This window comes from Pseudomonas sp. RW407, from assembly GCF_003176655.1.
Taxonomy (GTDB): domain Bacteria; phylum Pseudomonadota; class Gammaproteobacteria; order Pseudomonadales; family Pseudomonadaceae; genus Pseudomonas; species Pseudomonas delhiensis.
Map to the genome: position 1 here is coordinate 1,046,647 of NZ_QGSL01000106.1, position 6,660 is coordinate 1,053,306.

Sequence of the window (6,660 nt, forward strand, 5' to 3'; positions counted from 1 at the left end):
GGCGCCGGCTTGCGCGCGGGCTTCTGGAAGTCGGCGAAGAGCTTCTGCCAGTCGAGCTGGCCGTCCTTCTCGCGGGCGGCCCAGGTTTCCAGGCCCTGGCTGCGGATCTGGCCGACCACCACCTCGCGCTTGGCCAGGTCCATGCTGGTCTCGGCCACGTCGAGGCTGGCCAGGGTGACCAGCGGCTTGCCGGCCGGGCTCTTGAGGTCGAGGTCGCGCAGGTTGGCGCTGGTCTTCTCCAGCAGCAGCTGGGTGTCCTTGCTCAGGTCGAGCTTGTAGTCGGTGGCGACGCTGAGGATGCCTTTCTGCAGTTCCAGCGGAACGTTGTCGCGCACGTAGGGCCACCAGGCCTTGAGCGGGATGCCCTGGATCGACAGGCTGCCGCTGGAGGCGAGCGGGGTCAGGCTGAGGTCGCCCTTCCAGTCGAGCTTGCCGCCGTGCGGGCCGGTGCCGCTGAGGGTCATCTGCGCGCCGCTGTCGGGCAGGGTGCTGAGGTTGTTCAGCTCGAAGCCCAGCGGGTCGAAGACGAAGTCCACCTGCTCGCTCGGGCGGTTGTCCTGGAAGTGCACGCTGCCCTGGCTCAGGGCGATGCGCTGGATGCGCAGCGGGAAGGGCTTGCTGTCCGGCTGCTCGGGTTGCGGCTGGCTGGGCGGCAGCTTGAACAGGCGGGTGAGGTTGAGGCTGCCGTCCTCGGCGAACACCACTTCGCCATGGGGCTTGTCCAGTTGCACGTCGGCCAGGTGCAGCTGGCGCGTCCACAGGCTGTCCAGCTCGAGGTTGGCGTAGAGCCGCTCGAAGGCCACCTGCTCCTGGCCCGGCGCGCCGATGCGCAGGCCCCAGACATTCAGCTCCAGGCTGAAGGGGTTCAGTTCGATGCGCTCGATGTGCGCCGGCACGGTGGCGTACTGGGCCAGTTGCTGGTTGGCCACGCGCAGGGCGATGCCGGGGAGTATCAGGAAGCCCAGCAGGCAATAGAGGAGGAACAGCAGCACCAGGGTGCCGATCGCGCGAATCAATCCTTTGGGCATAGCGGGAGTCGTCTTCCGTCGTGGCGTACCCTCGGAGTATGGCACGCGTGCAAAGTTCAAAATCCTGAGCCGTGGCAGTCGGTCGCGGCGATCAGGCCTGCAGGTTGTGCTGGCGGGCGAACTCCACCAGGTCCACCAGGCTGCTCAGCTGCAGTTTCTCGAGGATGCGCGTCTTGTAGGTGCTGACGGTCTTCTGGCTGAGGAACAGTTCCTCGGCGATCTGCTTGTTGCTCAGGCCGCGCACCAGGCTGCGCAGCACCACCAGCTCGCGCGGGGTGAGCATCGCCACCGGGTCGTCGCCGGGCTGCCCGGGCGCGCCCAGGGGGCGCTCGGGGAAGCAGCGGTAGCCGGCGACCAGCATGCGCGCGGCATTGAGGATGGCGGCGGTGTCCTTGTTCTTGCTGACGAAGCCGTGCCCGCCGGCGGCCTCCACGCGCCCGGCGTAGAGGCGCTCGTCCTGGGAGCTGAGCACCAGCAGGCGGATGTTCTCGTCGAAGATGTGCACCCGCGCCAGCAGGTCCATGCCGTCCATGCCCGGCAGGTTGAGGTCGAGGATGACCAGGTCGGGCTTTTGCTGGCGCACCAGGTTGAGCCCGGCGTTGCCGTCGTCGGCCTCGCCGACGATTTCGAACTGGGGGTCCTGGGCGAGCAGGGAGCGGATCGCCAGGCGCATGGCCGGGTGATCCTCCACCACGATGACGCGTTTGTTCATGGGCAATCCTTGAAGGCGCGATCCGCCCAATGAAGATAGCCCAGTTGGCGCGACCGTGCGGCCGCGCCCGGCGAGGCTCAGCGTTCCAGGGCCAGCGCGACGCCCTGGCCGCCACCGATGCAGAGGGTGGCCAGGCCCTTCCTGGCATCGCGGCGGAGCATTTCGTGCAGCAGGGTGACCAGCACGCGGCAGCCCGAGGCGCCGATGGGGTGGCCCAGGGCGATGGCGCCGCCGTTGACGTTGACCCTGGCGGCGTCCCAGCCCAGCTCCTGGCCCACCGCCAGGGCCTGGGCGGCGAAGGCCTCGTTGGCCTCGATCAGGTCCAGCTCGCCCAACTGCCAGCCGGCCTTGTCCAGGCAACGGCGGGTGGCGGATACCGGGCCGATGCCCATGATCGCCGGGTCGACGCCGGCATTGGCGTAGGCGGCGATACGCGCCAGCACTGGCAGGCCCAGCTCGGCGGCCTTGGCGGCACTCATCAGCAGCACGGCGGCGGCGCCGTCGTTGAGCGTGGACGCATTGCCGGCGGTGACGCTGCCGTCCTTCCTGAAGGCCGGCTTGAGCTTGCCCAGGGCCTCGGCGCTGGTGCCGGCGCGGACCTGCTCGTCGACGGCGAAGCGCAGCGGCTCGCCCTTGCGCTGGGGAATCTCGATGGGGGTGATCTCCGCCTCGAAGCGCCCGGCGGCGATGGCCTCGGCGGCCTTGCGCTGGGACTCGGCGGCGAAGGCGTCCTGCGCTTCGCGGCTGATGCCGTACTTGTCCACCAGGTTCTCGGCGGTGATGCCCATGTGGTAGTCGTTGAAGGCGTCCCACAGGCCGTCGACGATCATGCTGTCGAGCAGCTGCGCATGGCCCATGCGCAGGCCGGTGCGGGCCTTGGGCAGCACGTAGGGCGACAGGCTCATGTTCTCCTGGCCGCCGGCGATGACCACCTCGGCATCACCGCAGCGGATGGCCTGGGCCGCCAGGTGCAGGGCCTTCAGGCCCGAGCCGCAGACCTTGTTGACGGTCATCGCCGGTACGCTGTTCGGCAGGCCGGCGGCGATGGCGGCCTGGCGCGCGGGGTTCTGCCCGGCGCCGGCGGTGAGGGTCTGGCCGAGGATGACTTCGTCGACCGCCTCGGGGGCCACGCCGGTCTGCTCGAGCAGGCGGCGGATCACCGCGGCGCCCAGTTCATGGGCCGGCAGGGCCGACAGGGAACCCTGGAAGCTGCCGATGGCGGTGCGGGTGGCAGCGACTATGACGACATCTTGCATGACACGAATCCTCAGCATGGGGCGGCGCGGGCCGCGGCGAACGAACCGGCATGGTTGCACAGCCCGTGCGTGGCGGGCCACTCCTCGAACCGGGTGGTCAGGCGCCGACCCCGAGGGTCAGCGCAGCGGCGGCAGGCCCATGCGCCGGCGCGCGCGGTGCAGCGAGCCGTTGCGCACCGCCCAGCGCAGCAGCGGCACGCTGCGCTTCACGCTGGCGCGGATCAGCTGGCGCTGCAGCGGGCGCAGGGAGAAGCCGAGCATGTCGGCGGCCCAGTCCGGCAGCAGGTCGATGCCGGCGCGCATCATCAGGGCGCTGAAGGGCCTGGCCAGGGAGCTGGGCGCCGGGGCGTCGAGCAGTACCTCGACCACGTCGCGGGTGCGCTCGTTGTAGCGCAACCGGGGGCGCATGCGTTCCAGGTACTCGGCCACCTCCTGGCGCGAGCGCGGCACGTCGCGGGCGCCCAGGCGCTCGGCGACCAGGGCGATCTCGTCGTAGTAGCGGTCCTGCTCGCTGCCGGGCAGGTCGGGGTTCAGGTAGCGCAGGTGCGACTTGAGGAAGCAGCTGACCTCGGCGACGTGCACCCAGGTCAGCAGGTCCGGGTCGCTGGCCGCGTAGGTCGTGCCGTCGGGCAGGGTGCCGCTGACGCCGTCGTGGATGCGCCGCACCCGGGCGATCAGCTTCTCGGCGTCGGCCACCGAGCCGTAGGTGGTGGTGGAGATGAACTGGCCGGTGCGGCGCAGGCGCCCGAGCATGTCGGCGCGGAAGTTGGAGTGGTCCCACACGCCGCCCAGGGCGGCGGGGTGGAGCATCTGCAGGAGCAGGGCGCTGATGCCGCCGATGAGCATGGAGCTGAAGTCGCCATGGACCTTCCAGCAGGCCGAGTCGGGGCCGAACAGCCCCGGGTCGCCCTTGGGGGATTCGAAGTCGACGCCCCCGAGGGCGAGTCCGGTCAGGCTCAGGACCTGGCTTTCGATATGACGGCGAACGGTTTCCATGGCGACGAGCTGCAAGCCTCAAGCGTCAAGCTACAAGTGGTGCACACCATAAGCTTAACCGCAGGCACCCTGCCTTGCAGCTTGCAGCTTGCAGCTTGCAGCTTGCAGCTGCTCCTCACCTATTGATGCGATTGTCGATCAGCCCCTGGACCACGCCGGGGTCGGCGAGGGTCGAGGTGTCGCCGAGGTTGTCCAGCTCGTTGCAGGCGATCTTGCGCAGGATGCGCCGCATGATCTTGCCCGAACGGGTCTTCGGCAGGCCCGGCGCCCACTGCAGCACCTCCGGCTTGGCGAAGCTGCCGATCTCCTTGCTGACCAGCGCCAGCAGCTCCTGCTTCAATTCGTCGCTGGGCTCGGTGCCGTTCATCGGCGTGACGAAGGCGTAGATGCCCTGGCCCTTGAGGTCGTGGGGGTAGCCCACCACCGCGGCCTCGGCGATGCCGTCGTGCAGCACCAGGGCGCTTTCCACCTCGGCGGTGCCGATGCGGTGGCCGGAGACGTTGATCACGTCGTCGACGCGCCCGGTGATCCAGTAGTAGCCGTCCTCGTCGCGGCGCGCGCCGTCGCCGGTGAAGTAGTAGCCGGGGTAGGGCTTGAAGTAAGTGTCGACCATGCGCTGGTGGTCGCCGTAGATGCTGCGGATCTGGCTCGGCCAACTGGCCTTGATGGCCAGCACGCCGGCGCCGGGGCCGTCGATCTCCTTGCCCTGTTCGTCCAGCAGCACCGGCTGCACGCCGAAGAACGGCAGGGTCGCCGAGCCGGGCTTGAGGGAGGTGGCGCCGGGCAGCGGGGTGATGAGGATGCTGCCGGTCTCGGTCTGCCACCAGGTGTCGACGATCGGGCAGCGGGTCTCGCCGACCACGTGGTAGTACCACTCCCAGGCTTCCGGGTTGATCGGCTCGCCCACCGAGCCGAGCAGGCGCAGGCTGGCGCGCGAGGTTTTCTTCACCGGCTCCTCGCCTTCGCGCATCAGGGCGCGGATGGCAGTGGGCGCGGTGTAGAAGATGTTCACCTGGTGCTTGTCGATCACCTGCCAGAAGCGCGAGGCGTCCGGGTAGCTGGGCACGCCTTCGAACATCAGGGTGGTGGCGCCGTTGGCCAGCGGGCCGTAGACGATGTAGCTGTGCCCGGTGACCCAGCCGACGTCGGCGGTGCACCAGTAGATGTCACCCTCGTGGTAGTCGAACACGTACTTGTGCGTCATGGCCGCGCCCAGCAGGTAGCCGCCGGTGGTGTGCAGCACGCCCTTGGGCTTGCCGGTGGAGCCGGAGGTGTAGAGGATGAACAGCGGGTCCTCGGCGTCCATGGGCTCCGGCGGGCAGTCCTCGCTGGCGCCGTGCAGGACCTCGTGGTACCAGAGGTCGCGGCCCTCGACCCAGGGCACCTTGCCCTGGGTGCGCTGCACCACCACCACGGTGGAGACGTTCGGGCAGTCCTGCAGGGCCTTTTCCACGTTCTGCTTGAGCGGGATGTACTTGCCGCCGCGCACGCCCTCGTCGGCGGTGATCACGGTGCGGCAGTCGGCGTCGAGGATGCGGTCGCGCAGGGAATCCGGCGAGAAGCCGCCGAACACCACCGAGTGGATGGCGCCGATGCGCGCGCAGGCCAGCATGGCGTAGGCCGCCTCGGGGATCATCGGCATGTAGATGCACACCCGGTCGCCCTTCTCCACGCCGCGGCTCTTGAGCACGTTGGCCAGGCGGCAGACGTGGCTGTGCAGCTTGCGGTAGGTGATGTGGGCGGACTCGGCGGGGTTGTCGCCTTCCCAGATGATGGCGACCTGTTCGCCGCGCTGTTCCAGGTGGCGGTCGATGCAGTTGTAGGCGACGTTGAGCTGGCCGCCCTTGAACCAGCTGGCCTGGCCACGGGCCAGGTCGCCGTGGTGCACGGAGTGCCAGGGCTTGAACCAGTCGAGCAGGGCCCTGGCCTGTTCGCCCCAGAACACGTCCGGTTGTTCGATGGATTGGCGGTAGAGGCGCTGGTAGTCCTCCTCGTCGAGGTAGGCACGCTGGCGAACGGCGTCCGGCACCGGGTGAGCGGTGATTTCGAACATGACGATATCCTTGTTGTTGTGATGTCTTGGTAAGGCGTCTGGCTCAAGACTGGGCCAATGCGCGGCCCGGTTCAAGCCTTGGAGGGATGGCCGGCATTTCGGCCGGGGGCGCGTAGGGCGGATAACGCCTACGGCGTTATCCGCCGTTTGGCCTTGGTTCCCGGCGGCCCCGGGGTTGACCTGGGCGTTGGCTGTGGCCTCGGTGCATTGGCGGATAACCGCGAACGGTTATGCGCCCTACGCGGGATATGCCATGCCTCCCGGCGCGCTCCAACTGCGCCGAGGTGCTTTGCGTAGGATGGGTTGAGCCTTGGCGAAACCCATGCGGTCATGGCGATGGGTATCGCTTCGCTCCACCCATCCTACGAGAAGCCATGCCTCCCGGCGGATTGTAGGAGCGCGCCCTGCCCGCGATTTCGCGCGCAGGGCGCGCTCCTACAGGGGAATGGCGCGGGTGGGGCGGCGTAGGAGCAACTGTCTCGCGCCCGCGCCGAGATGCTCTTCGTAGGAGCGAGCTTGAACCGGTCAAGAAATTTTGGACACCGCTTTAGGTTCATGCTGCTGCCTTGAGCTTTTCCTCCATGGCTACCGGGGTTTCATATCCGTTGTAGCTGT

The 6,660-nt window shown here is 68.5% G+C and carries 5 protein-coding genes; all 5 read right to left on the reverse strand.

Annotated elements, in window-relative coordinates; genetic code table 11:
* Positions 1–1,028: DUF748 domain-containing protein (locus DK254_RS21465; RefSeq protein ID WP_146219639.1), on the reverse strand; the 1,028-nt coding region annotated here is incomplete at its 3' end.
* A gap of 91 nt (positions 1,029–1,119) precedes the next feature.
* Positions 1,120–1,740, reverse strand: coding sequence for a response regulator transcription factor (locus DK254_RS21470; protein ID WP_089390247.1), 621 nt, complete (start codon positions 1,738–1,740; stop codon positions 1,120–1,122).
* A 77-nt stretch (positions 1,741–1,817) separates the two neighbouring features.
* Entirely contained in the window at positions 1,818–2,996 is a 1,179-nt protein-coding gene (locus DK254_RS21475; protein WP_109935391.1) for an acetyl-CoA C-acetyltransferase, read from the reverse strand.
* A gap of 117 nt (positions 2,997–3,113) precedes the next feature.
* Complete coding sequence (locus tag DK254_RS21480; RefSeq protein WP_109935392.1) at positions 3,114–3,992, reverse strand: oxygenase MpaB family protein; 879 nt, start codon at positions 3,990–3,992, stop codon at positions 3,114–3,116.
* A 115-nt stretch (positions 3,993–4,107) separates the two neighbouring features.
* Positions 4,108–6,045, reverse strand: coding sequence for an acetate--CoA ligase (acs, locus tag DK254_RS21485; protein ID WP_109935393.1), 1,938 nt, complete (start codon positions 6,043–6,045; stop codon positions 4,108–4,110).
* Positions 6,046–6,660: the final 615 nt, after the last annotated feature.